The organism is Larkinella sp. (assembly GCF_965227735.1).
In the GTDB taxonomy this organism is placed as follows: domain Bacteria; phylum Bacteroidota; class Bacteroidia; order Cytophagales; family Spirosomataceae; genus Larkinella.
In genome coordinates this window covers 517,428-541,415 of record NZ_OZ245776.1, presented here as the reverse complement: position 1 = coordinate 541,415, position 23,988 = coordinate 517,428, and the positions used below count along the sequence as shown (strand labels likewise).

General features: G+C 52.2%; 22 protein-coding genes. 21 read left to right on the top strand and 1 reads right to left on the bottom strand.

Annotated features, from left to right (window positions below):
- Window positions 1–2: 2 nt before the first annotated feature.
- The 4 genes from ACO064_RS02220 (at window position 3) to ACO064_RS02205 (ending at window position 7,805) form a co-directional block, all read left to right on the top strand.
- Complete coding sequence (locus tag ACO064_RS02220; protein ID WP_421825788.1) at window positions 3–1,319, top strand: vanadium-dependent haloperoxidase; 1,317 nt, start codon at window positions 3–5, stop codon at window positions 1,317–1,319.
- 234 nt (window positions 1,320–1,553) lie between these two features.
- Window positions 1,554–3,836 (top strand): family 20 glycosylhydrolase, encoded by a 2,283-nt coding sequence (locus tag ACO064_RS02215; RefSeq protein WP_421825787.1) that lies wholly within the window; start codon window positions 1,554–1,556, stop codon window positions 3,834–3,836.
- A 54-nt stretch (window positions 3,837–3,890) separates the two neighbouring features.
- Window positions 3,891–5,330, top strand: coding sequence for an alpha-L-fucosidase (locus ACO064_RS02210; protein ID WP_421825786.1), 1,440 nt, complete (start codon window positions 3,891–3,893; stop codon window positions 5,328–5,330).
- 18 nt (window positions 5,331–5,348) lie between these two features.
- A complete protein-coding gene (locus tag ACO064_RS02205; RefSeq protein WP_421825785.1) occupies window positions 5,349–7,805 on the top strand; it encodes a prolyl oligopeptidase family serine peptidase in 2,457 nt (818 codons plus the stop codon).
- A 3-nt stretch (window positions 7,806–7,808) separates the two neighbouring features.
- Here ACO064_RS02205 and ACO064_RS02200 read toward each other — a convergent pair whose 3' ends face one another.
- Window positions 7,809–8,423 carry a Uma2 family endonuclease gene (locus tag ACO064_RS02200; protein ID WP_421825784.1) on the bottom strand — a complete coding sequence of 205 codons (615 nt, stop codon included), beginning with the start codon at window positions 8,421–8,423 and terminating at the stop codon, window positions 7,809–7,811.
- Window positions 8,424–8,561: 138 nt separating this feature from the next.
- Here ACO064_RS02200 and ACO064_RS02195 point away from each other — a divergent pair, with 138 nt between their 5' ends.
- The 17 genes from ACO064_RS02195 (at window position 8,562) to ACO064_RS02115 (ending at window position 23,722) form a co-directional block, all read left to right on the top strand.
- Window positions 8,562–9,416 carry a fumarylacetoacetate hydrolase family protein gene (locus tag ACO064_RS02195; RefSeq protein WP_421825783.1) on the top strand — a complete coding sequence of 285 codons (855 nt, stop codon included), beginning with the start codon at window positions 8,562–8,564 and terminating at the stop codon, window positions 9,414–9,416.
- Window positions 9,417–9,421: 5 nt separating this feature from the next.
- A complete protein-coding gene (locus ACO064_RS02190; RefSeq protein WP_421825782.1) occupies window positions 9,422–10,246 on the top strand; it encodes an amidohydrolase family protein in 825 nt (274 codons plus the stop codon).
- A gap of 68 nt (window positions 10,247–10,314) precedes the next feature.
- The gene (locus ACO064_RS02185) at window positions 10,315–11,097 is read left to right on the top strand and encodes an SDR family oxidoreductase (RefSeq protein WP_421825781.1); all 783 of its coding nucleotides are present in this window, start codon (window positions 10,315–10,317) and stop codon (window positions 11,095–11,097) included.
- A gap of 86 nt (window positions 11,098–11,183) precedes the next feature.
- Window positions 11,184–12,461: an L-fucose:H+ symporter permease gene (fucP, locus tag ACO064_RS02180; protein ID WP_421825780.1), complete on the top strand. Its 1,278-nt coding sequence runs from the start codon at window positions 11,184–11,186 to the stop codon at window positions 12,459–12,461.
- Between the two features lie 64 nt (window positions 12,462–12,525).
- A complete protein-coding gene (locus tag ACO064_RS02175; RefSeq protein ID WP_421825779.1) occupies window positions 12,526–12,852 on the top strand; it encodes an L-rhamnose mutarotase in 327 nt (108 codons plus the stop codon).
- A gap of 75 nt (window positions 12,853–12,927) precedes the next feature.
- A complete protein-coding gene (locus ACO064_RS02170) occupies window positions 12,928–13,701 on the top strand; it encodes an endonuclease/exonuclease/phosphatase family protein (RefSeq protein WP_421825778.1) in 774 nt (257 codons plus the stop codon).
- Between the two features lie 77 nt (window positions 13,702–13,778).
- On the top strand, window positions 13,779–14,516 hold the full coding sequence (locus ACO064_RS02165) for a (Fe-S)-binding protein (protein WP_421825777.1): 738 nt from the start codon (window positions 13,779–13,781) through the stop codon (window positions 14,514–14,516).
- Window positions 14,517–14,597: 81 nt separating this feature from the next.
- Entirely contained in the window at window positions 14,598–15,107 is a 510-nt protein-coding gene (locus ACO064_RS02160; protein WP_421825775.1) for a hypothetical protein, read from the top strand.
- Complete coding sequence (locus ACO064_RS02155; protein WP_114406042.1) at window positions 15,104–15,304, top strand: helix-turn-helix transcriptional regulator; 201 nt, start codon at window positions 15,104–15,106, stop codon at window positions 15,302–15,304. Before ACO064_RS02160 ends, ACO064_RS02155 begins: the two co-directional genes overlap by 4 nt.
- 111 nt (window positions 15,305–15,415) lie before the next feature.
- Window positions 15,416–15,901, top strand: coding sequence for a zeta toxin family protein (locus ACO064_RS02150; protein ID WP_421825774.1), 486 nt, complete (start codon window positions 15,416–15,418; stop codon window positions 15,899–15,901).
- Window positions 15,888–16,043, top strand: coding sequence for a hypothetical protein (locus tag ACO064_RS02145; protein ID WP_165840912.1), 156 nt, complete (start codon window positions 15,888–15,890; stop codon window positions 16,041–16,043). Before ACO064_RS02150 ends, ACO064_RS02145 begins: the two co-directional genes overlap by 14 nt.
- A gap of 4 nt (window positions 16,044–16,047) precedes the next feature.
- Window positions 16,048–17,412 carry a lactate utilization protein B gene (locus ACO064_RS02140; RefSeq protein ID WP_421830979.1) on the top strand — a complete coding sequence of 455 codons (1,365 nt, stop codon included), beginning with the start codon at window positions 16,048–16,050 and terminating at the stop codon, window positions 17,410–17,412.
- Complete coding sequence (locus ACO064_RS02135) at window positions 17,409–17,999, top strand: LutC/YkgG family protein (RefSeq protein ID WP_421825773.1); 591 nt, start codon at window positions 17,409–17,411, stop codon at window positions 17,997–17,999. The genes ACO064_RS02140 and ACO064_RS02135 overlap by 4 nt, the downstream gene beginning before the upstream one ends.
- Window positions 18,000–18,057: 58 nt before the next feature.
- Window positions 18,058–18,621: a GNAT family N-acetyltransferase gene (locus ACO064_RS02130; protein ID WP_114406255.1), complete on the top strand. Its 564-nt coding sequence runs from the start codon at window positions 18,058–18,060 to the stop codon at window positions 18,619–18,621.
- Window positions 18,622–18,651: 30 nt separating this feature from the next.
- Entirely contained in the window at window positions 18,652–19,368 is a 717-nt protein-coding gene (cmk, locus tag ACO064_RS02125) for a (d)CMP kinase (RefSeq protein ID WP_421825772.1), read from the top strand.
- Entirely contained in the window at window positions 19,365–20,441 is a 1,077-nt protein-coding gene (locus tag ACO064_RS02120) for an NAD(P)/FAD-dependent oxidoreductase (protein ID WP_421825771.1), read from the top strand. Before cmk ends, ACO064_RS02120 begins: the two co-directional genes overlap by 4 nt.
- Window positions 20,442–20,509: 68 nt before the next feature.
- Window positions 20,510–23,722, top strand: a complete 3,213-nt coding sequence (locus ACO064_RS02115; protein ID WP_421825770.1) for a hypothetical protein — start codon at window positions 20,510–20,512, stop codon at window positions 23,720–23,722.
- Window positions 23,723–23,988: the final 266 nt, after the last annotated feature.

Sequence of the window (23,988 nt, the reverse complement as noted above, 5' to 3'; positions counted from 1 at the left end):
GTATGAAAAAAAGACTCCCAGTTCTGTTGCTGCTGGCTTGCAGCCTCACCCTCCGGGCCGAACCGCCTGTGGTGGAAACGGAAGCTGATGCCTACGCGAAAACCTTGAAAAAACTGACCGATGTCATGGTCAACGACGTCACCGGCCCCTGCGCATCGGCCCGGTATTATGCGTATGCCAACCTGGCTGCCTACGAATTGCTGTACCAGCAAAAACGCCCGGCCAATTATGTCCCTTTTGGCGGTTTGCTGCGCAGTTATCCGGCGTTTACCGGACAGCCCGACACCCAAATTGACGCCCGGTTTGGCAGTTTGTACGCCCTGCTGCGCATGGGGGAGGAGTTATTGCCATCGGGCTATACACTTGAAAAAGACCGGCTGGCGTTGGTGAAAGAAGCCAAAAACCGGTTTCGGCTGACGGACGCCCGTATCCTGGCCACGCGGGCCTATGCCGATACGCTGGTAAAAAAACTCGTCCGGTATGCGGCTCAGGATGGTTACATCAAAACGAGCGGTTATTTGCGTTTCACGCCCACGAACGAACCGGGTTACTGGCAACCGACGCCCCCGGCCTACTCGGAAGCGTATGAGCCCCATTGGCCCAGATTGCGCCCTTTTCTACTCGATAGTGCGTCGCAGTTTCGGCCTTTGCCAATGGTGAAGTACGACGAAAAGGCCGGATCGCCGTTTTTTCAACTGGCAAAAGAAGTATACGACACGACCCGCGCGCTGACCGATCAGAAACGGCACATTGCCAATTTCTGGGACTGCAATCCTTTTTTCCTGAACCAGAAGGGCCACGTTAGTTTCGGGACCAAGAAAATCACGCCGGGCGGGCATTGGATGGGGATCACCAGCATTGTCTGCCTCCAGCGAAACCTGTCGCTGGCCGAAACCGTGCGCTGGCACACGCTGGTGGGGTTGACAATGGCCGATGCGTTTATCTCGTGCTGGGAAGAAAAATACCACAGCAACCGGATTCGTCCGGAAACCTTTATCAATCAGCACCTTGACCGGGACTGGCGACCAATGTTGCAAACGCCCCCATTTCCGGAATACACCAGTGGCCACAGTGTGATGTCGGCAGCCATTGCGACGGTTTTGACGACCCTGGCCGGTGGGCCGGTCACCTATACCGACACGGTGGAACTGGAATTTGGGATTCCGGCCCGGTCGTTCCGGTCATTTGAACAGGCCGCCAGTGAAGCCGCCGTTTCCCGTTTGTACGGCGGGATTCACTTCCGGGATTCCATTGAAAACGGCGTGGCGCAGGGCAAGCAGATCGGACGGTTTTTTATTCAAAAAATGGGAATTAAGTAGCGTCCGCTGGTCGCGACCGGGCGGCCGGCGCCGTTGCAATCGCGACCCACTCTGTTTCGGATTTGTAATCTGCTTTTTTTAACGCCCTTCACGAGCAGGGCTAATTTCGGATTACAAATCCGAAACAGAGAGGATCGCGATTGCAAATCGCGATCAGCGCAGGAATTAAGTAGGCCATTTTTAAGACACCATGAACAGCGTGTAAGTATGTATAGGAAAAGTAGAATAGTGGTTTTGTTAGTAATACTCAGCGTCTGGAATCGGTCGACGCTACACGCGCAGGCCGTCGCCGAAAGGTACGCCATCATCCCGTATCCGACGTCACTGACCCCCAAACCGGGCCAGGCTGTTCTGACGCCGGAAACCGGCATTGTCATCCCAAAATCAGCCGCCCTTTTTCGTCGTGAAGCGGATTATTTGCGCACGATGCTGGAAACCGGCTTTGAAAAACCGCTGGCGAAAGTGGGCAAACTGACGGCGACACAACTTATTTTTCAGTATGACGCCGGATTGACGGCGCCGGAAGGGTACCGGCTGACCGTTACGCCCAAAACAGTAACGTTGACGGCGAAAGAACCGGCGGGGATGTTCCGGGCCATTCAAACGCTGCGGCAGTTGCTGCCGGTCGCGCTGGAAAACCGGTCAAATTTCCCGATCCAGTCACTGGCGGTTCCGGCGGTGCAGATTGAAGACCAACCGGCGTATGCCTGGCGGGGAATGCACCTGGACGTCTCGCGGCATTTCTTTTCGATGGATTACCTTCGAAAGTTCATCGACCTGCTGGCTCTGTACAAATTCAACACCTTTCACCTGCACCTGACCGACGATCAGGGCTGGCGGATCGAAATCAAAAAGTACCCGAAACTGACCGAAGTGGGGGCCTGGCGGACGTTCAACAACCAGGATTCGGTGGTGCTGGAGCGGGCGAAAACCAACCCGGACTTTGCCTTGCCGTCGAAGCACCTGATTCAGAAAGACGGGAAAACGCTGTACGGCGGTTTTTACACGCAGGCTGAGATGAAGCAACTCATCGCCTACGCGGCCGCCCGGCACATCGACATTGTTCCGGAAATCGATATGCCGGGCCATTTGGCGGCTGCCATCAAAGCGTATCCGTTTCTGAGTTGCACCGGAAAAGAGGGGTGGGGCAAGGATTTCTCGGTGCCGATTTGCCCCTGCAATGAAACCACCTACGAATTTACGCAAGCGGTGCTGGATGAGATCATGGCCTTATTTCCAAGCCGGTATGTTCATTTGGGAGCCGACGAGGTTGAAAAAACGACCTGGGCGCAGTCGGATGCGTGTAAGGTGCTGATGCAGCGGGAAGGGCTGAAGGATGTCAACCAATTGCAGAGTTATTTTGTCCATCGCATGGAAAAATACGTTCAGTCGAAGGGCAAGAAGCTGCTGGTATGGGACGATGCGCTGGAAGGGGGAATCAATGCTTCGGCGACGATCATGTACTGGCGGAGTTGGGTGAAAGATGCGCCGGTGAAGGCGGTCAAAAACGGCAATCCAGTCGTGATGACACCCGTCAATACGTTGTATTTCGATGTCTTGCCCAATAAAAATTCCCTTGACAACGTCTATCATTTCAACCCGATCCCGGCTGGCCTGACCGCGTCCGAAGCCACGGCGATTCAGGGGGCGCAGGCGAATATCTGGACGGAATACATTCCCTCCGAAAACCGGGTCAACTACATGGCCATGCCCCGGATGACGGCCCTGGCCGAAGCGATCTGGACGAAAGAAGACCGGTATGATAACTATCTGCAGCGGCTGAAAAGCCATTATCCCCGGCTGAATGCGTTGAATGTTCATTATCGTCTTCCCGATTTATCCGGGTTTACGGAAGAAAATGTGTATGTCGACAAGGCAATCTTTACGGTTCAGAAACCGGCTGATCACCTGGTTATTCGCTACCGAACCGACGGCTTGCCACCCGATTCGACCTCAACGGTTTTGCCCGCGGCTCTCCCCATTACGCAGCCGACTACGGTGACGTTTGCGGCTTTTACGCCCGGTGGTCTGAAAGGTGATACCTATACCACCCGGTTTCGGCAACAGGCGTTGGCGGAGCCCGTAACCGCCCGAACGACGCAACCGGGCTTGCAAGTCCATTACTTCGCCGGTTCGTTCAAAAATTCCAAAGGAATGGCCTCGGCGACGGTTACTGAAAGTCTGATAACCTCCATGATTCAAGTACCCGCACAGGCCACGGCTCCCAGTTTCGGACTCCGTTTTCGGGGGTATCTGGCCATTCCGGAAACCGGCGTTTACAGTTTTTTTCTGACTTGTGACGACGGAGGCATCCTGCGCATCGCCAACCGCGAGGTGGTTGACAACGACGGACAACACGGCCCGATTGAGAAAAGTGGGCAGGTTGCATTGAAGGCGGGTCTTCACCCGGTCGAACTGGACTTCATCGAAGGCGGTGGCGGCTATACCCTCAAATTGAAATACAGCCAAGGCAACGAAGAGCCCCGGGAGGTGCCTTCGGACTGGCTAAAGCATTGATTAATAAAACAGAAAGTTTAATTTGTATCATTTAACCCATTATTAATTTACCCCATGAAATCCATTCTCATCGGTTTGCTTATCGGACTCGTTTTCGCCGGATCGGCCGTTGCCCAGCAACATTCCGAGCAAAATCACGACAAGTATGTCTGGCCGAAAGACAGTCTCGTGAAGAAAAAATTGAATCAGTGGCAGGATATAAAATTCGGACTGCTGATGCACTGGGGCACCTACAGCCAGTGGGGCGTGGTCGAGTCGTGGTCGCTTTGCCCGGAGGACGAAGGCTGGTGTGTGCGCCGGGGACCGGAGTCTGGTAATTGGTATGGATACAAAAAAGCGTACGAAAATCTGCAAACTACGTTTAACCCCACCCGCTTCAATCCGGAACGCTGGGCCACGGCCGCCAAAGCCGCAGGGATGAAGTACATGATCTTCACGACCAAGCACCACGACGGTTTTTGCATGTTCGATTCGAAGCAAACCGACTACAAAATTACCAGCACCAAATCGCCGTTTGCGTCGAATCCGCGCAGCAATGTGACCAAGGAAATTCTGGGAGCGTTTCGGAACGAAGGCTTTATGGTCGGCACGTATTTTTCCAAACCCGACTGGAATACCGAGTCGTACTGGTGGCCGTATTTTCCGCCGAAAGACCGCAACGTGAGCTACGACCCGAAGAAATACCCCGAACTCTGGAAGAAATTCAGCGATTTTTCCTACAACCAGATTCAGGAATTGATGACCGGGTACGGAAAAGTGGACATTCTGTGGCTGGATGGCGGTTGGGTTCGCCCGGCCAGCACGATCGACTCGACCGTGAGCTGGCAGCGCACGATTCCCTACAGCCAGGACATCGACATGGAACGCATCGCCGGGATGGGTCGCCAAAACCAGCCCGGTTTGCTCGTCGTCGACCGGACGGTTTCGGGCGAGTTTGAAAACTACGTAACGCCCGAGCAGCAAATCCCGGATCACTACATGCCGATTCCGTGGGAAAGCTGTCTGACGATGGGCGATAGCTGGTCGTACATTCCGAAAGAAAACTTTAAACCGGCTCGTAAACTGGTGCAAATGTTGGTCGATATTGTGGCCAAAAACGGCAATCTGCTGCTGAACATCGCCCCCGGCCCCGACGGCGAATGGCACGAGGAAGCTTACACGCGGCTGGCGGAAATTGGCGAGTGGATCAAGGTCAACGGCGAGTCGGTGTATGGCACCAAACCGCTGGCTCCCTACCGCCAGAACCAGTGGGCTTTTACCGCCAACGGCAAAGTCCAGTATGCGTCGTATTTGCCAACGGAAACCGAAACTGTATTGCCTGCCACCCTCACGCTCCCAATCGTGCCGACTCAACCCAAAGCAACGCTGACTATTCTGGGCAGCAAACAGGCCTTGAAATGGAAAAAAGTGGGGAGTGGCGTGGAGGTGAGTGTTCCGGAAAAACTGCGGCAGCAACTGGCCGGGAAACCGGTTTGGGTTGTCAAAATTGGGTAATGGATTAACGAACTTCCGATGAAAAACCGAAACTTTCTTTCTGCGCTTTTGGTCATGGCTACGGTTTTGACGGTTCAGGCGCAACGCATTTACAACTTTTCTCAAGGTCTGGCAATTGGGCCGTGTCACCAATATGGCCGTGAGGCTTTGTATACCGATCAACTGGCGTACCATTTATACCGTGGGGATCTGAAAAAACCGGCCGAGGGGCAGGGACTCTTGTCCAGCAGCACCGACTCGCTCCGTTGGCAGGTTGTCACCCCTGATAAGGAGGGCAAATTCCGGGGACGTTCGTTTAACAACGGCTACCTCTACCTGACGTACCAGGCCGACCGCGATCAGGTGGCCGTGTTACAGGCCACCGGGCATAACATGGTGTATGTCAACGGCGCACCTCACGCGGGCGATCCGTATGCGCTCGGCTGGCTGGCCGTTCCGGTCGCGCTGAAAAAAGGGCTGAATGAAATTTACCTGCGGACGTCGCAGTTTTCGCGTTTTCAGGGTCTCATGGCAAAACTCGTTTTTCCCGAAAAACCGGTGTTCCTGAAGATCGAAGATCCGACCTTGCCGAGCGTGGTGTTGGGCCGTCAGACCGAACCGCTCTGGGGCGCAGTCGTCCTGGTCAACACCACCAACAAACCGCTGGCGGGTCTGAAAATGAAAAGCCGCCTGTCTGGCAAAGAGATGCTGACGGATTTGCTGACGGTTCCGGCCCTGAGCACCCGCAAGGTGGGTTTCCGGATGGACGCGTCGGGCGTTTCCAAAAAAGAAGAGGGAGCGGTTTTGGTTAATTTAGTGCAGTCTGGAAAAGTGATTGACGAAAAAGAACTGACGCTATCCGTCGCTGCGCCGGGCGAGCATTACAGCCAGACCTTCATCAGTGCCATCGACGGCAGTGTTCAGTATTTCGGGGTGGCCCCCCAGACCAAACCGGACGGACACGCCCCGGCTTTGTTTCTGTCGGTCCACGGGGCCGGGGTCGAAGCCATTGGGCAGGCGCGGGCCTATCAGCCGAAAGACTGGGGCGTTCTGGTGGCACCGACCAACCGGCGGCCCCGTGGTTTCAACTGGGAAGACTGGGGGCGACTGGATGCCCTGGAAGTGCTGGATATTGCCAAAAAGCAATTCAAACCCGATCCGCAGCGCATTTACCTGACCGGCCACTCGATGGGCGGACACGGCACCTGGTATCTGGGAGCGACGTTTCCCGGCAATTGGGCGGCCATTGCACCTTGCGCCGGGTATCCGACGCTGGCCGGTTACGGTTCGCACGACGGGAAAATTCCGGAAGAAGGCGGCACGGCTTTGGAAAAAATGCTCTTGCGGACCAGCAATCCCAGCAACGTGCTGGCTCTGGCGTCCAATTACAAACCGTTGGGCGTCTACATCCTGCACGGCGACGCCGACCGCACGGTTTCGGTGGAATACGCCCGCCAGATGCGAAAACTGCTCGGTACGTTTCATCCCGATTTTACGCACTACGAATATCCGGGCGGGTCGCACTGGTACGGCAATGAGAGTGTGGACTGGAAGCCGGTTTTCGACTATTTCAAATGGCACCGCATTGCCGCCGACAGCGCCGTTAACGTCATTGACTTTACGACCGCTAACCCCGCCATTTCACCGACCATGCGTTGGGTATCGGTCGAGCAGCAGGAACACCCCTTGCACTACAGCCGGGTTCAGTTGAAACGCGATAAAAAAGCCAAAACGATTACCGGGAAAACCGATAATGTCGCCCTGCTGTCGCTGAATCTGGCGGATTTTGCCATTGGAGAAACCGTAACGATTACGATGGATAGTCTGAAATCGATTGCGTATCAGGTCAAAAGTCCGGCTGAAAAACTATTTCTCGTCAAAAATGCGGCATGGGAAGTTGGTAGCAAACCGGCCTTGACGGCGAAGGGATCTCACCGCAATGGCACGTTTAAAGAACCGTTCAATCATCGGATGGTATTTGTCTACGGCACGACGGGGACGGCGGCCGAAAACGAATGGGCGTTCAACAAAGCGCGGTATGATGCCGAAACCTGGTATTACCGGGGCAATGGCGCCGTGGACATGGTATCAGACAAGGAATTTAATCCGGCGCAATTTGCCGATCGGGGCGTCGTGCTTTTTGGTAATGCAACGACCAACGGAGCGTGGAACAAGCTGTTGAAAGACTGCCCGATTCAGGTCAGTCGGGGGGCGTTACGGATTGGAAATGAGCAGTATACCGGCGAAGATGTCAGTGCTTATTTTAGCTGGCCCCGCGCCGACAGTCCTGTAGCTTCGGTGGCGGTGGTGACCGGAACCGGTTTGGCAGGTCTGAAAGCCGCCGATGCCAACCAGTATTTTGCGGCTGGCAGCGGTTTCCCGGATTATATGATTTTCGGCCTGGACATGGCCAAAGAGGGCATCAAGGGCGTTCGGAAAGCCGGTTTTTTTGACAATACCTGGAAACTGGAGAGTCGGGAAGCGGTGGGGAAGTAGGGCTCAGGACTCAGTAAAGATTTCTTTGATACGCATTCGAAAACCGCTGATCACTTCAGATTCCAGAACACCATCTTTCAATTTTTGCGCTAGTTGAAACGCGTTTCCGTCGAGCAGATATTGTTCGACGGTTTCGTGTTCGACATCCACAATCCAGTATTCCTGCACGCCATGAAGCGCATAATCAGTCATCTTGATGCCGTAGTCGCGTTCTTTTGTGCTGTCAGAAAGGATTTCGACCACAAAATCGGGCGGGGGAAAGGCCGATTGTTTTTGTTGGAATTGGGCTGATTTTTCCTTTTTCCAGAAACAGATATCCGGTTCGTAATCATTTCGGGTTAAACGAACCATCACTTTTTCGACGCCAACTTTTCCTAAACGGCTTTCTCTGACATAGGGGATAAGATAGCCGAGTATATTCGTAGAAGCCATCCAATGCCGCCCATAAACCGGTGAGTGATAGATGATTTCACCCAAAATAAACTCGGCTTTTTTTCCTTCGTCGACTTCGGCCCAGAATTGATGACGACGGCGTTGTTCTTCCTGCCAGGCATTTTCAAGTTCATCCAGCAGTTCTCGTAAATTTGGCGCTTTCAGGAAGTCATCAATCGTCGTCATGCGTGTAGAAAAGCTTTTTACAAATATAATAAGATTTCTTCGGGGCTGTTACAATCCGGTTTCGACACTTTATTTTTGCACGCAAGGTTAAAAGCCCCCGGTTTTTCCCTTTATTGTCAAAAAAGTAAACCCTCCATAATGAAACTATTTCGCTTTGGCCCACCGGACAACGAACGCCCCGGTGTCATGCTGCCTTCGGGTGCCAGTCTGGATGTAACTGCTTTCGGACACGATTACGACGAAACTTTCTTCGAGACCAACGGTCTTGAAAAACTGGCTACCTGGCTGGAAACCAACGCATCAAGTTGCCCCAGCGTATCGGGAAGTGTTCGCCGGGCGTCGTGCATCAAACGGCCCTCCAAAATCGTCTGCGTGGGTCTGAACTACGCCAAACATGCCGCCGAAACCAACGCTCCGGTTCCTGCCGAACCCATTTTGTTTTTCAAATCCACCACGGCTCTGGTTGGTCCGGATGACAACGTGATGATTCCGAAAGCGTCTGAAAAAACGGACTGGGAAGTGGAACTGGCGATTGTCATTGGCAAGAAAGCCACGTATGTTTCCAAAGAAGACGCCTTCGACTACATCGCCGGATACGCCGTTCATAACGACTACAGCGAACGGGCGTTCCAGTTGGAGCGCGGTGGGCAGTGGGTGAAAGGCAAAAGTGCCGATACCTTCGCGCCCCTCGGACCGTTTATGGTGACGAAAGACGAGGTGCCAAATCCTAATAAACTGGGTCTCTGGCTGCGCGTCAACGGCGAGTCCTTGCAGGATTCCAACACCGACGACATGATTTTCGACGTTCCCACGCTCGTTAGCTACATCAGCCAGTTCATGACGCTGCTCCCCGGCGATGTCATTTCGACCGGTACGCCATCCGGCGTCGGCATGGGCCTCAAACCGCAACGCTTCCTCAAACCCGGCGACGTGGTAGAACTCGGCATCGAAGGCCTGGGAACCCAAAAGCAGACGGCTGTTGCTTACAGTTAAAAGTTATGACGATCGATTCGCACCAGCATTTCTGGTTCTACACTCCGGAACGGGATGGTTGGATTACGGAAGAGATGCACCGGATTCGGCGGGATTTTTTGCCCGCCGATCTGGAGCCGGTTTTGAAACAGAACGGCATCGAGGGCTGTGTGGCCGTGCAGGCCGATCAGTCGGAATCCGAAACGCTGTTTTTGCTGCAACTGGCCGAAGCGTATGATTTTATCAAAGGCGTAGTCGGCTGGGTCGATTTACGGGCCGGAAATCTCTACGAACGGCTGGAATTCTTCTCGCAGTTTGAAGAATTAAAAGGATTTCGGCACGTCGTGCAGGGCGAACCCGACGATTTCATGATGCGCCCGGAATTCATTCGCGGTGTCCGGCAATTGGCGGCTTTTGATCTGACGTACGACATCCTGATTTATCCCACGCAACTGAAAGCCGCTCTGCACCTGGTTCGGACGGTTCCGGAGGTTTCTTTCATCATCGACCACATCGCTAAACCGTACATCAAGGATCAGAAAATCAATACGTGGTCGAACTACATGGCTGAAATTGCCAAAAGTCCGAACGTGTATTGCAAAGTGTCGGGGATGGTGACGGAAGCCAATTGGCAAACCTGGAAACCCGATGATTTTCGTCCGTATCTCGATGTGGTTTTCGAACATTTCGGCCCTGACCGGCTGGCTTTCGGCTCCGACTGGCCAGTTTGCCTCGTGGCTGCCGAGTATGAAGCAATGAAAAGCATTGTGGAAGATTACGTGAAACCGTGGGGTGAGGATGTCCGACAAAAGGTGTTTGGCGGCAATGCCGTAAAATTTTATAACCTGTAAAAGCGAAAGCCCAATTTTAACCATTCCTACCTACCAAAACTACGCGGATTTCGTCCGTAAGTACGTTTATGAACCTGAACCTACAAGACAAAATAATCATCGTGACGGGCGGGGCGAAGGGCATTGGCGAGGGCATCTCGACCGTGCTGGCTGCCGAAGGAGCAACCCCGGTGATCATCGGGCGCAACGTAGCCGACAACCAGAAAACCGTTGACGCCATCACGGCAACGGGCGGCATAGCGTTTCAGATTGCCGCCGAACTGACCCAACCGGAAGAATGTAAAAAAGCCGTTGAGCAAACGCTGGCGCAGTTTGGCCGCATCGACGGCCTGGTCAACAACGCGGGCGTCAATGATGGTGTTGGGTTAGAAAGTGGTGACTACGAGCGATTTATGCAGTCGTTGCACAAAAACATGGTCCATTATTATCTGATGGCGCACTACGCTTTGCCCGCTCTGAAAGAATCCAAGGGGGCCATTGTGAACATCACCTCCAAAACCGCCGAAACCGGGCAGGGAAACACCTCGGCGTATGCCGCTGCCAACGGCGGTCGGAATGCGCTGACGCGGGAATGGGCGGTGGAGTTGCTGCCGTACAGCATCCGGGTCAATGCCGTGGTGGTGGCCGAATCGTGGACGCCCCTGTACGAAAACTGGATCAAAACGTTTGACAATCCGCAGGAGAAGCTGGACAGCATCGTATCGAAAATACCGCTCGAAAAACGCATGACGACCCCGGAGGAAATTGCCAATATGGTGGTCTTTTTGCTGTCCGATAAATCCAGTCACACAACGGGACAACTCATCTACGTGGATGGAGGTTATGTGCACCTGGACCGGGCTTTGACCTGATCATTTGTGAATTGTTATTGAGCGATTGAGTGCCGCCGTGCAGTAAATCGCAACTAAATCCCTACATCCTAATTTTCGGACTTTTCATGGCCTCCGTTCCCTCTTCCACCACCGCCAAATCCGCCGGTTCCATGCGCGGCTATACGCTGGCGTTTGCGCTGGTAACCAGTTTGTTTTTTCTCTGGGCCTTTGTCCATAATCTGGAACCCATTCTGATTCCGCACTTAAAAAAAGCGTGTCAATTGACGGATTTGCAGTCGGCTTTGATCGACTCGGCGGTTTATCTGGGGTATTTCATCATGGCCTTACCCGCCGGTTTTGTGATGAAAAAATACGGATACCAGCGCGGTATCATTGCCGGTTTATTGATGTATGCCGCAGGAGCCTTTCTGTTTGTTCCAGCCGCCGATACCCGGATGTACGGTTTTTTTCTGGGTGCCTTGTTCATCATTGCCTCGGGTTGTGCGTTTCTGGAAACGGCTGCCAATCCGTACGTAACCATTCTGGGCGATCCGGCAACGGCCACGACCCGGCTGAATTTCAGCCAGTCGTTCAACGGTCTGGGGGCTTTTCTGGCACCAGTCGTGGGCGGTCGGGTGATTCTGAGCGGCATTGAGCATTCGGAAGCTGAGCTGTCCGCCATGTCGTCGGAACAGCTCAATGCCTATTTGCAGTATGAAGCCGATCAGGTCAAAATGCCGTATGTCGTCATCGGGGTGGTGGTGGTTGCCGTGGCCGCTTTGTTCATGTTTACGAAATTGCCGGACATCAGCGAAAGCGAAAAGAAAGCGCCTTCGACCCTGGGTTCGGTGTTTCGGCACCGGCATTTGCGCTGGGGCGTCATTGCGCAGTTTTTCTACGTTGGCGCGCAGGTGTGTGTCACCAGTTTCTTCATCCGGTTTGCCAAATTTTCCAGCGATGTTCCCGAAAAAACCGCTGCCGAATGGCTGGGTTGGGCCATGCTGGGCTTTTTGATTGGCCGGTTTATCGGGACCTACCTCATGCGGTTTGTGTCGGCCAACCGCCTGCTAACCATCTATTCCCTGATCAGCGTGTTGCTGCTGCTGGTGGCCATGACCATGCAGTCGCAAATTGCGGTTTGGGCGATTTTTGCCGTTCCGTTTTTTGAGTCGATCATGTTTGCCACGATTTTCTCGCTGGGCATTAACAGACTGGAAGAAGATACCGAACTGGGTTCATCGCTGCTGGTAATGGCCATTGCCGGGGGTGCATTGTTCCCGGTTTTGATGGGCTACATTTCCGACCAAAGTAACATCAAAGTCGCCTACATCGTCCCGCTCCTGTGTTTTCTGGTGGTGGCGTATTACGGCTGGCGGGGATACAAACCTCAAACCATTGAGTGAATGAGTGATTGAGTGAATTAAAAAGCGTAATCTTCGATCTATTCACTCATTCACAATTAAAACTATGCGCTACTGCTTCGCCCTTGACCTCATCGATGACCCGGCTTCGATTGCCGAATACGAGAAATACCACGAAAAACTGCGGCCCGAAATTGAAGAGAGCATTCGTTCGGCGGGGATTACGGAAATGGAGATTTACCGCATTGGTAACCGGCTGTTCATGATCATGGAAACCGATGATTCCTTTTCGTTTGAAAAAAAGGCCGCAATGGATGCCGCGAACCCGAAAGTACAGGAATGGGAAGAACTGATGTGGACTTACCAGCAGGCGTTGCCGATGGCCAAACCGGGCGAAAAATGGATGCTGCTGGATAACATTTTTACGCTTTAACATGGCCGATCCGGGCGGAAGCTGTCAGAAACGGGATTTGTGCGTATTTTTGGCAGAAACCAACTGTGCGACTGTATGCGAATCTGTTTATTGATTGTGGTGCTGGTGTTTGGATTAGTTCGGGAAACAAACGCGCAATCGACCATTACCGTTCTGACCTACAACATCCACCACGGAGCGAATACCCAGGAACACAATACCATTGTTCAGATCGGACGGTTGATCCGGGAATATAAGCCCGACATCATTGCTTTGCAGGAAGTGGACAGTGTGACCACCCGAAGCCGGGGGCAGGATCACCTGGGGCAGTTGTCACGGCTAACGTCGATGTATCCGCTGTATGGAAGTGCCATCGATTTTCAGGGCGGTAAGTACGGGACAGCTATCTTGTCGAAGTACCCTATCATTGCGAATCAGAAGATGATGTTACCAAATCCGGATAAAACCGAGCAGCGGATTTTGCAGTGTGCGTACGTTGAATTATCAGAAAAGACAACGGTCCGTTTTTGCAATTCACACCTCGACCACCAATCCCCGCTGAACCGGAGTCTCCAATTGGCATTCATTGATAAAACCCTGGAGAACAGCATTCAACCCGTCATCTGGTGTGGTGATTTGAACACTGACCCCGATGATCCGGAAATTGAAAAGCTGCTGGATCGCTGGTCGGACGCCGGACGGGACTCGCATACGTCGACGCTGGTTGGAACCGGAGCGCGGATCGATTACATCCTGAGTCTGAAACAAAGCGAACTGGAACTGGTTCGATACCGGGTTTTGGATGTGCCGAAATTGTCGGATCACCTGCCGGTTTTGGCCACGTATCGCTTCCGAAAACCCAAAAAATAAGAGACCGTTGTACGGGGCTAAACGGGTTAAAACCGCTGGTAACGCTGAACGGTCGGACGTAAACTGCTCACTAAACGATGAAAGTTGCCCTTTTTTTGCCGTGTTACGTCGATCAGTTTTACCCAAAAGTTGGCATCGCCACGCTGCAACTGCTGGAAAAACTGGGCTGCACGGTTACTTATCCGCTGAACCAGACCTGCTGCGGACAGCCGATGGCCAATTCGGGGTTTGAAAATCTGGCCCACGATTGCAACGAATTGTTTGTCGAAAATTTCGGGGATGATTATGACGCGATTGTCTGTCCGTCAGGGAGTTGTGCGCTTCATATTAAACACCACCTCCATTCGGACAAGCGGGAGGGTGATGCGCTGCAAATCCGCAGCCACATGTATGAACTGACCGAATTTTTGACGGATGTGCTGAAAGTGGATCACCTGTCGGCCCGGTTTCCGCACAAAGTAGGCTTACACCAGAGTTGCCACGGACAACGCGGTTTGCATCTTTCCCAGATGTCGGAACTGGTTGCTGCGCCGTATTCCAAACCGGAAAAACTGCTGAATATGGTGGATGACCTGGAGTTGATCAGCCTCGACCGCAAGGACGAATGCTGCGGATTTGGCGGAACGTTCTGTGTTTTTGAAGAAGCGGTTTCGGCGCGAATGGGAATCGACCGGGTCGAAGACCACATCCGCAACGGTGCCGAAGTGCTGACCGGGGGCGACATGTCGTGTCTGATGCACCTGGAAGGCATTGTTCGCCGGAATAAGCTGCCGGTGAAAGTGATGCATATTGCCGAAATCTTGAATCAGGGGTAACCACTGGAAAAATATTTGTCCAATTATCTTAACAAGATGTAAAGTAAATTTTACATTTGGTCAACATAATTAGACATATTTATGAAGACACACTGGTTATTTCCGAATCGCTACCGGCTGATGGGCTGGTTACTCTTAATTCCATCGACGATTTTGGGTTTGTTGGTACTGTACGCTGAGTTTCGGTTTGGTTTTCTGGACATTATACTGAAAGCACCCGAAGAGAATGAAACCGGGTTTTATACGATAATCTGGTGGTTGAGTGGCGGAGGTGATTTCTTAAGCGGAAGTGAAAGCTCCATGAATCTGACCGATGAACTAGCGGCTTTGGGGGTTATAATCGGACTGTTGTTAATCGCTTTTTCGAAAGAGAAAGTGGAAGATGAGATGATCAGCCAGTTACGACTGGAATCATTGCAATGGGCGGTGTATGTGAATTATCTGATTTTGGGGGTGCTCATCCTTTTGGTTCACGGCGGCCTTTTTTTTAGTGTCATGATTTACAACCTGTTTACGGTTTTGATTGTATTCATTATCCGGTTTAGGCTCGCCATTCGCCGGAATGAAAAGACGGTTTTGATGGCGTTATGAAGAACCGCATTAAAGTAGAGCGAGCTGAAAAGGATTTATCACAGGCGGATTTGGCGGGGCAGATCGGCGTGAGTCGGCAAACGATCAATTCCATCGAAACCGGTCGTTATGTACCTTCCACGATTCTGGCGTTGAAACTGGCGCAGGTGTTTGAGAAAACCGTGAACGAGATCTTTCAATTGGAGGAAACGGATTAATCCTGATGCCGAATCTGTATATTATTGCGGGTTGTAACGGGGCCGGAAAAACAACGGCGGCTTACACTATTTTGCCGGAAGTACTGAATTGCCGGGAATTTGTGAACGCTGATGAACCGGGTCGCCGGAGCGATAGCAAAAGGCTTGTCACCCTTCCAGCCGGAAACGGTAGCGTTTGAAGCGGGAAGAATTATGTTGAACCGCATCAACCATTTGCTTGAACAAAACGTTGACTTTGCATTAGAGACGACGCTTTCGACACGATCCTACGTTCAGCTCATTAAACGCGCGAAGCAGGCCGGTTATTCGGTTACTTTGTTCTACGTGTGGCTTGAATCCGTTGAACTGGCGAAGGAGCGGGTGGGCATTCGGATTGCAAAAGGTGAACATTCGATTCCGCCGGATGTGATTGAGCGACGGTACAGTCGGAGTATTGAAAATTTACTGACTTTATACATTCCCATAAGTGATCGATTTTTAGTCATAAATAATTCCGGGACAGTTCCTGAATTTATTGCACAAGGGGGAATAGCTGCCACGCTTGATTTGTTTAATGTAAAAATCTGGGAGAAGATTAACCAAAATGGGCGAGATTAAAATCACTCCGGAAAACGAAAAACTTCTGGAAGGCATGCGCCGGGCTGTTCAGCGCGTCATTGAACAGGCAAAACGTAACGACGAAGAACTGGTGATTGCCCGGGATGGAAAACCTGTTCGGGTTAAAGCCCGCGACCTTTAACATGATGAATCACTCCGAAGCCGCCGAAGTATTTACGGAAGACGTCGACCGAACCACCTGGCACGATAAGACGCTGTGGTTTGTGCGCGAGAAACGCGACAAAGCCGTTTTTCAAATTCCGGAATGGGAAGCCCTGCGCGAAGCCGGTTCCCGAATCAAGCACAACGCCTTGTCCAACCTGGATGAATACCTGCTGGAGTTTGAGCAGAACGCCATCAAAAACGGGGTTAAAATTCACTGGGCGGCCGATGGCCACGAGCACAACGAAATCGTGTTGCAGATTCTGCGGGAAACCGGGGCCACCCAGATGGTGAAAAGCAAGTCGATGCTGACGGAAGAATGCCATTTGAACGATTTCCTGATCGAAAAAGGCGTCGATGTGGTTGATACAGATTTGGGCGAACGCGTAGTTCAACTCGCCGGCGAACCGCCCAGCCACATTGTGATGCCCTGTATTCACAAGAAAAAAGAAGAAATCGGGGCGCTTTTTCATGAACATTTGGGGACAGAAAAAGGCGCATCTGATCCAAAATACCTGGCCGAAGCCGCGCGCCAGCACCTTAGGGAGAAATTTCTGACACGCAGGGCCGCCCTCACCGGTGTCAACTTTGCCATTGCCGAAACCGGCGGTTTTGTGGTCTGTACGAACGAAGGCAACGCCGACATGGGTGCCCACCTGGCTGATGTTCACATTGCCAGCATGGGCATCGAAAAAATCATTCCGAAGGCGCAGCACCTCGGCGTTTTTCTGCGGCTTCTGGCCCGGAGCGCCACCGGTCAGCCCATCACGACGTATTCCAGCCATTTTCACCGGCCCCGACAAGGGCAGACGATGCACATCATCATCGTAGATAACGGCCGGACCACGCAGCTCGGTCGACCGGATTTCCGGAACTCGCTCAAGTGTATCCGCTGCGGAGCCTGTATGAACACCTGTCCGGTCTATCGCCGGAGTGGCGGACATAGTTACCACAATGCCGTAGCGGGTCCCATCGGCTCCATTCTGGCCCCGAATCTGGACATGCGGAAAAACGCCGATTTGCCCTTTGCGTCAACGCTTTGTGGTTCTTGCTCGAACGTCTGCCCGGTCAAGATCGACATCCACGATCAGCTTTACAAGTGGCGGCAGGTGCTGGTGGCCGAAGGTTACGTTGACAGTACCAAAAAACAGGGTATGAAGCTGATGGCGAGCGTCTTATCCAGCCCGAAACTGTTCCGGTTTTCCGGGAAAGCCGGTCGGACGATGATGCGGTTATTGCCTTATTCGGTCTCCAATCCCCTCAATCCCTGGTTTAAGCAGCGCGAAATGCCGGAACCGCCCAAAGAGAGTTTCCGGGAGTGGTATGTGAACAGAGAAACGAAGAAATGAACAGTCGCGAACGAATTCTCTCTGCTGTGAAGCAGAACAAACCCGAGTTTCAACCGTTGCCGGAAACGACCCGGTTTCAGTCCGATTACCCGGATCTGGTTGCCAAGTTTTCCGAAATCCTTCGGTTTATCGGCGGAACACCGGTGCTGGTGGCGGACTACAACGAAGCGGAGACGTACATTCGGCAGACCTACAGCGACTTGCCCAGTGTGGTGAGCAAAGTCCCGGCTTTGAGTCATCTGGCAACCACAGACTGGGACGTCGTGGATCCGCACCAATTGGAAACCGTCGATTTGGCCATCGTTCAGGGTGTTTTTGGCGTGGCCGAAAACTCGGCCATCTGGGTGCCGGAGGAGCGGGGCGGCCACCGCGTTTTGCCCTTCATCTGCCAGCATCTGGTTTTACTGCTCAACACGGCAGACCTGGTGCCAAATATGCACGATGCCTACGAACGGCTGAATATGGACGAATCCGGTTTTGGGGTTTTCATCGCCGGGCCGTCGAAAACCGCCGATATTGAGCAGGCCCTGGTCATTGGTGCCCACGGCGCGCGGAGCCTTTCGGTGGTTTTGTTGCAAAATTCATAACTAAAAAGTGAAAGGCCATATTGTAAAAACCGTATATTGGCCAAAAACGGGCAGCAACGTGGCAACCATTTATCTAGATACCTGCACTCTGCGATCCTGGCGTGATGGCGATGAATTTTCGTTATCCGAGCAGGCCAACAACCGAAAAATCTGGGACCGTGTCCGGGATTTTTTTCCGCACCCTTACACGGTCCGCGATGCCAGTTCCTGGATACGGATGAATCGTTCGTATCAGCAACCGGTCAATCTGGCGATTGATATTGGCGGCAAAGCCGTTGGTAACGTGGGTTTTACTATCAAGGAAGACATCTACCGGCACAATGCCGAAATTGGCTATTGGCTGGGCGAGTCGCACTGGGGACAGGGCATCATGACCGAAGTGCTGCCGGCTATGGTCAACTACATTTTCGTTAATTTTCAGGTAAACCGGCTTTTTGGCTGCGTTTTGGAGGGAAACAAGGTGTCGATGCGGGTATTGGAACAGGCGGGTTTCCGGGCAGAAGCCGTTCTGAAAAAAGCCGCCATCAAGAACAATCAATACCTCGACGAACACATATTCGCCTTGCTCCGCGAAGAATTTGTAACCCGGCAGGAGCGTATTTCCCTGGCCGGAAAGCAGTAGGGTTCCCCGGAAAGTTGTTTCTTTGCACTCATGCCAAAAATAGTCATTGCCATCGACGGCTATTCCAGTTGTGGAAAAAGTACGACGGCCAAACAGGTGGCTGCCCGGATGGGTTATGCCTACATCGATACGGGCGCTATGTACCGTTCCGTGAGTTTGTATTTTATCCAGAATCACGTTGCCCTCACCAACCCCAAAGCCGTCCAGGATGCGCTTCAACTCATTCAGATTACCTTCAATTTCAATCCCAGAAATGGCCGGAACGAAACCTGTCTGAACGGCTTGAATGTTGAAGAGGAAATCCGAAAAATGTATATTTCCAATATTGTCAGTGAAGTCAGTGCAATTCCCGAAGTGCGGTATGCCATGGTGGCCCAGCAACAGAAGCTGGGGCGCAGACGGGGCGTGGTGATGGATGGGCGGGACATCGGGACCAAGGTATTCCCGGACGCTGAACTGAAAATCTTTATGACGGCCGACGCCACCATTCGGGCACAGCGCCGACAGATCGAGTTGCTGCAAAAGGGGGAGATGGTTGGGTTGGATGTTATTCTGGAGAACCTCAAAAAGCGGGATTTTATCGACAGCAATCGCAGCGAGGGGCCGCTTCGGAAAGCTGAGGATGCCATTGAACTCGATACTTCCTTTATCACCATCGACGAACAAATTGACTGGGTAATTCAACTGGCCGACGAGAAAATCTCCAAACTCCACCGCAAAGGGCACTTCAAACCCATAGACGCATGACCGCCGATTACTTGATTGTCGGACAGGGTATTGCCGGGTCGGTATTGGCCTGGACGCTCCATCAGCGGGGTAAAAAAGTCGTTCTTGTCAATTCGTCCCATCTTCCCTCAGCCTCGCTGGCGGCAGCGGGAATTTTTAATCCGCTAACGGGAAAAAAACTCGTCCGTACCTGGAAGGCCGATCAGTTGTTTCCATTTCTGACGGCTTTCTACGGCGAAGTGGAGCAGGAACTGAAGATTCCGCTGCTCCATTTTTCCAACATTTACCGCCCCTTCCGTTCGGTTGAAGAACAAAATAATTACCTGGCTCAGACGTCGGATTCCTCCATCAGTCGCTACGTGGCCGAATCCGTTGACAATCAGCAGTATCAGCCTTATATTCATAACCCCTTCGGTGGTCTGGAAGTAACCCGGTCCGGTTGGGTGGATGTGCCGGTTTTTTTGAACGCTATCCGGCTGTTTTTTCAGGACCAAAACCGATATGTCGAAACAGATTTTGACGCTAAGGAAATAGAAATCAGGGAAGACGGAATTTTATGGCAGGAAAGTGTTTATGGAAAAATCATTTTCTGTGAAGGCCCCCATGCGTATCGAAATCCGTTGTTCGACTGGTTGCCTTACAATCCCGTGAAAGGGCAGGTTCTGGATGTTACAATGGACAATTATCCGGTTACCAGCATCGTTAACCAGGGCGTCTTCATAATGCCCGTTGAATCAGATCGTTACCGGATCGGGGCGACGTACACCTGGCATGACATCGACTGGCAAACAACCGAGGATGGAAAAGCGTTCTTAGAGCAGAAAGTACAGGGCTTGCTAAAGGTTCCGTACCGGATTGTCGGGCAGCGGGTTGGGATTCGACCGGCGACGAAAGACCGACGTCCCTTGATTGGCTTGCATCCGGCTCATCCGGCGGTGGGGATTTTCAATGGATTGGGTACCAAGGGCGTATCATTGGCCCCGTATTTTGCCGACCAATTCGCAGACTTTCTGGAAGGTCGGAAAGAATTAGACCCGGAGGTTAATATTGAGCGTAGCTTTTCGTTATATTACAGTGGAAAAAATGTTGGATAAGATTTGATACCGGTTGCACAATCAGGGGCCTGTCAGATCCGAAACAATGTCTAAAAGTAGCGTAACTTATGAGTAAGCAATTTATACTCTGCCTGGCCGGACTATTGCTGGTGATGAATGAAGCGGTCGCACAGAACTATCCTTCGCAGGAACAGTTTGGGAGAAACCGTATTCAATACCGGAAGTTTGATTGGAAGGTGATCAAAACCTCCAACTTTGAGATTTACTTTTATCAGGAAGGCAACCAGATTGCCAATTTGACGGCGCAATACGCCGAAACGGATTTCGACCGGATCACCGAGATCCTGGGTTATACGCCGTATAACCGCATCAAGGTGTTTATTTACAACTCACCTCAGGAGCTTTCCCAGAGTAACATTGGTCTGAGTGCGCCCAGCGGCACTAATTACAAGGAGTTAAGCCTGGCCAAATCGCGGTTGGAACTTGCTTTCACGGGCGACCAGATTAGCTTTCGCAAGCAATTGATTAAGGAAGTTTCGCTGCTTTTCGTCTACGACATGCTCTATGGCGGCAGTTTGAAAGACGCCCTGCAAAGCTCGCTGCTCCTTTCATTGCCGGAATGGTATATGCCGGGCATTGCATCCTACATTGCCGATGGCTGGAGTGTTGACCTGGACGATTACATGCGCGACGTTGCCCTGACGCGTCCGGTTCGTAAACCGTCCACGCTGGTGGGGGAGGAGGCCATGTACGTAGGCCATTCCATCTGGAACTACATTGCGGAGCGTTACGGGAAAGACAACATTTCCAATATTCTCAACCTGACCCGCATCATTCGCAACGAGCAGAACAGCATTGCCAGCACACTCGGAGTTCCCTATTCCCGGTTTTTGCGGGAATGGCGGGAATATTATTCGTCGATGGCCAAACCGGTTGTCGATGCCTACAAACCGGGTGAAGACGGTTTTCAGATAACGGTTTCCAGTTCCAAAGAACCCGCCCAACTGACCAGTTTGAAATTGAGCCCCGATCAGAGCCAGTATGCTTATGCAACGACCTGGCGCGGAAAGTTTGAAGTAACCGTGGTCAACACCCAGACGCAGAAGAAGCAGGTGATACGGAAAGGGGGCTATAAGCAGGACGAATCGCCCGTAAAACCGGCGTCTCCACTTGTAACCTGGCAACGTGACAATCTGCTGGTGTTGACCGAAGAGCGGGGACAGACTTACCTATATGTATATAATAACCTGGATAAAAAACCGAAGCTCAAACAGCGGATGGTCGTCCGGGGCGTTAGCCAGGTGATCGATATGGATGCTTCCGACGATGGGGCGAGTGTCGTGTTCAGTGCAGATCGTCGGGGGCAAAATGATTTGTATCTCTTCAGCATGGGCCGGGGAACCGTGCAGCAACTGACGAACGATTTGTATGATGATCTGTATCCGCAGTTTGTGGGCCGAACCCGGCAAATCGTGTTTTCTTCGAATCGTCACATCGACTCGCTGAGCCTCGACAAAGGAAATTACAAATCCATTCGCAACCAGCTCAGTTTGTTTCTGCACGATGGAACACCCCGCGTCGAGGTGGTGAGTCGCCTGACCGACTCGCTGAGTATCGCCATGCGCCCGGTGGCTTCTTCCGAAAATATCATCTATTATCTCGATGACGCAACCGGTGTACGGAATCTCGCCAAAATGGATGTTGAAACCAAAACAAGGGAATTTATTACCGGTTTTAGCCAGAATATTCGTCGCTACGACCTGAACCCTGCTTCGGGCGCGCTGGTCTACAGCCAGTTGAAAAACGGGAGTGAGGTCATTGGGTTTCGGCCCCGGGTCAACCTGAATCAGGCGCGCCAGTTGCCGCTCACCCGCCGGGCTACCGTTCAGGAAGTTCCCAAAGCCGTGGCAACTCCCACGACGGCTCCCAGTACGAGCTCTGTGACGGCGGCCAAAACTGTCGATTCCACGGCAGTCTCTGCGCTGAAGCTGGGGCCGGGGGAGGTCGATACGGACAACTACCAGTTTGACAGCGACGTGGCCAAAACCATTGAATTCAAGCAACGCCGGAGTACCAACACGTCGGCATCGGTGGCCATCCCGCGCACCCGCCGACGGGAGAATGTTACGATTCGGGGGCCTTACAAATACCAGGGATTGTTTGTGGCCAGTGATGCCAGTTCCGACTGGCGGATCGATCCAATCCGGGGTTTTGGCTATTTTCAGTCGCTCACCATGAACGATCTGCTGGAAAACCACATCATCCGGGCCGGTTTGTTCATCACCACCAACCTCCGGAACAGTGATCTGTTTACCGAATACCATAAGCTGGTGAACCGAATTGATTACAGCGCCCGTTTTGACCGGAAGACGATTTTCTCCGATGCGGGTCAATACCAGAAGTACCGGTTTAACAAAGTAACCCTGTCGGCTTCATACCCCATTTCGGTCAACAGCCGGTTTACGGTAGCACCATTTTACATCGTAACCCGCTACCTGGATCTATTGCAGGTGGGCGGCAGTTCTTCCGATTATACCGGGGCCAAAGCGGAATACGTTTTTGATAACACAACCCTCAACGGAATGAATATGATTGAGGGAACCCGGTTTAAAATCCGGTACGAGAATTACATCGGTTTGACGGAAAAAGTAGAAAGTGGCGTTCGAAGAGGAGCGGGCAGCTTTGACCGGATCACGGTTGATTTGCGGCATTACCAAAAAATTCACCGCGACATCATTCTGGCTCTGCGGTTGTCCGGTAGCCATTCGGCCGGTGCTGCACCCAAAAAGAGTACACTGGGCGGGATGGAAAACTGGATCGGCATTTCGGAAGGTATTAAAGAAGACAAGGCGAGTAACCCCTTGTTGCTATCACCCAATCGGGATAACCGGGATGTGTTTTTCCTGGATCTGGCGGCTCCGTTGCGCGGTTTCCGCCTGGGCAAGCTGACGGGTAATAGTCACATGCTGGCCAACGCCGAACTGCGTCTGCCCGTCATCCGGTATTTGCACCGGGGGCCGGTGACATCCAATTTCCTCCGGAATTTTCAGTTGGTTGCTTTTAGCGACATCGGTACGGCCTGGGCGGGAAAGGGCCCGTTTAGTCGTCAGAATAGCCTGAATACCGAGATCGTGGGAGGAGCGGGCGATCCCTTCCAGGCCACTGTCACCAATTTTAAAAATCCTTTTTTACTGGGATACGGTGCCGGTGCCCGAACGATGCTCTTTGGTTACTACGTCAAGTTTGATTATGCCTGGGGGGTTGAAAATAATGTGGTCGGGAAACCGGTGGCTTATTTGACGCTGGGCTATGATTTTTAATCATCCTCGTCCTTTCTGTTTAAAAAACCTGTCATCCGGCAGGTTTTTTGCGTTTTAGCTTCATTTGTTTCGTTTGTGTAATCACCTGTGGCATAATTTTAGCTATTAATTGTGTGTACAAAAACAAATCTTAATATGCTTTTTCATAGACCCGTGTGGATAGGATGCTTAGGAATGTGAAGTGTACTTTAAACAGTTGGTTTAGCAATGTTTTAGTTATCAGGATACTATACGATTTTGACGGAAATCCTTTGGATTGGAAGTGA